Source organism: Corallococcus sp. CA047B (genome assembly GCF_003612065.1).
Taxonomy (GTDB): Bacteria; Myxococcota; Myxococcia; order Myxococcales; family Myxococcaceae; genus Corallococcus; species Corallococcus praedator.
On record NZ_RAWD01000586.1, the window covers coordinates 1 to 2,490 of the forward strand.

Annotated in this window: 2 protein-coding genes; both read right to left on the reverse strand. The window is 72.0% G+C overall.

The features are described 5' to 3' along the window. Window positions 1-1,221 (reverse strand): hypothetical protein (locus tag D7X74_RS41270; protein WP_120538386.1); only part of this gene is annotated, 1,221 nt, incomplete at its 3' end. A 14-nt stretch (window positions 1,222-1,235) separates the two neighbouring features. Next, a complete protein-coding gene (locus tag D7X74_RS41275) occupies window positions 1,236-2,195 on the reverse strand; it encodes a hypothetical protein (protein ID WP_120538387.1) in 960 nt (319 codons plus the stop codon). Between the last annotated feature and the right edge of the window lie 295 nt (window positions 2,196-2,490).

Below are 2,490 nucleotides of genomic sequence, written 5' to 3' on the forward strand. Positions count from 1 at the left end.
ACCCGAGGCCGCGGTCTCGGTCGCCTTGACGGTGCGGTCCGAGCACGTTCCGCCACTGCCGCCACCGCCGCCGCCCGCTCCGATACGCCCGCCCACACCCGGGGCTCCCTTCTGCGTGGGCCGAGTCACCCAGACGCCGGCATCCACGTTCAAGAACCCCATCCCGAACCCTGCGTCACCGGGACCTCCGGGGGTTCCCTCGGCGCCTGGATCTCCGTCGAGGCCCGGCCCGCCCACGCAGTTGAAGGCGCCGGAGTTGTCCACGGGGCCAGCATCTGCGCCGCCCGCTCCACCCTTCGTCGCGGGCTCGCCCGTCCCACCGGTCTCACCCTGGTCCCGGACGACGCCGCTGCCTCCGGGGCCACCCACTCCGGCGCCACTGACGGAACAGGTGCTGGTGCCTCCCGTGCCCTGATCTCCAGGGATGGAGCCCGTACCACTGGGCTGGGCGGCGCCCCCCGGGATGCCGGGGGCGCCCTTCACGTCGGGGCTCGCTGGCGAGCCTTTGTTTCCGGGCCCGCCCAGGCCTGCTTCCACGCGGGTGTTGTGGAGCTGCAGGTTCGCGGTGTGGATCGCCCGAAGGGCGATGGAGGACTCGCTGTCGTTGAGCGCGTCGTTGGAGGCGATGTGGAGGCCATCCAGCAGGACGCGCGCGTCGGTGACGTCGCGGACGGTGAACGCCAGCGTGCCGCCGTCGATGAGCGTGCCGCCGTCGGTGAACCGATCCCAATCGTTGGTGGTGCCGCGCCGGCTGTATCCGCCATGGAGCGAGACCGGCACCGTCACCTCCGTGGAGGCCTCGTTGTAGGTCCCGCGCGCCAGATAGAGGGTGGTGCGTCCGGAGGCGTTGGTGCGCACCTGCTCCAGCGCATGGGCCAGCGTCCCGAAAGGACGCTCCCGGGAGCCGTCGCCGGTGGTGTCATTGCCGCCTGCGGGATCCACGAAGTAGCCCGCGTCCGCGACGCCATCCACGCCATCGCAGTCGGTGTCGAGCCCCTGATCATCGGGCTGGTCGGGGATCGAACTGGGAATGCACTCCGGCCCTGCATCCCCGGCGTCGCTCCTGCCCCCGTCCCCTGCGTCCGCCGTGCCCCCATCCGGTTCGCAGCGGCCCTCGGCCACGCACTTCTCATAGGCCGCGTCGAAGTCCTGGCACCCGCCCACGCTGAGCACCGCACCGAACACCGCGCCCAGCGCTCCGACCTTCCAGATGTTCCGCATGGTTCTCCCCGAACTCACTGCCACGTCCCGGCGACGCTCAATCCGCCACCCTGGGGCGTGAGCGTCACGGACGGCTGAACGGAAGACTGCTTCGTCGGCAGGAAGTACAGCAGCGCGCCGGTCACCACCGCCGCCGCGCCCACGCCGATGCCCACCACGCCAATCGTCTGCGAACGCTTGCCGGAGTCCCGCGCCGCATCCGCCTCGGCCAGCGTCGGGAACTCGTTCTCATCCAGGTCGGTGAACTTGCTGCGCGACTGCACCAGGAACACCGTGCCCACGCCCGCGAGCACCACGCCGCCCGCCGCCGGCACCCACGCCCACTTGCGCCGCCCCGGCGTCTCCACCCTGGGCGCGTCGCCCAGGTCCACCCGCGTGGGCGGCTCGACGCCCGGCGAAACGCCCGGCGTCACCGGCTGCTTGTCGCCCGGCGTCACCGTGGGAGGCTGGATCACCACCTGCGGCGGCGGCGCCACCGGCTCCGGACGCAGCACCCGCAGCGTGCGCGGCACCACCACGTCCAGGGACTTGCTGAGCGCGTCCAGCACCTGATCCTCGGTGACGCCCGGCACCGAGTGCTCGACGAGCGGTGCGCCGTCCTGGGCCGTGTACACGCGCACGCCGGCCTTGTAGGCGTTGAGGTAGGGGCCCACCTCCGTCACCATCACCACGTCCGTCTTCGCCGCCACGCCCAGCGACGCGATGCAGGAGGGCTGCGTGCGGTTGCAGCGCATCATCGCGGTGCGCTTCTTCTTGGGCAGCGTGCGCGTCACGTCCTCCACGCGAACCACCTCCAGGCCCCGGGCCTTGAGCTGTTCGGCCACGTGCTCCTGGGCGGTTCCGATGAGGTAGCGGGGCGTGCCACGCGCCACGTCCGTCGGCGCCAGCAGCACGGTGAGGGGCTTCGCGGAGGAGGTGGTCGCGGGCGCCTGGGCGACCACCAGGGTGAGCGCGGCGATGAAGGGGATCAACACGGGACCACTTTCTCCCCGAGCCGACCGCGTCGCAAGGTCCGGATTCGTGGAAGCCGCATGGTGGGACAGGGCCCCACCCACCTGGGGACGACGGGGATGTCCGGCGTCGGGCGTCCCGCGCGGATGCGTCACGTCACCCGGGTCCGGGAGACCTGGAGGGTCCCCGTCGAGTCATGCGGAGGGTCCTACCGGCGCGGGCGTTCGGGCGCGGGACGGATCTGCGTCTTCTCCGACGTGTTCAGCTCGGTGCTCTGGCCCAGGTCGTCGTCGTCCTCGTCGTCGGGCGGGGGCGGGG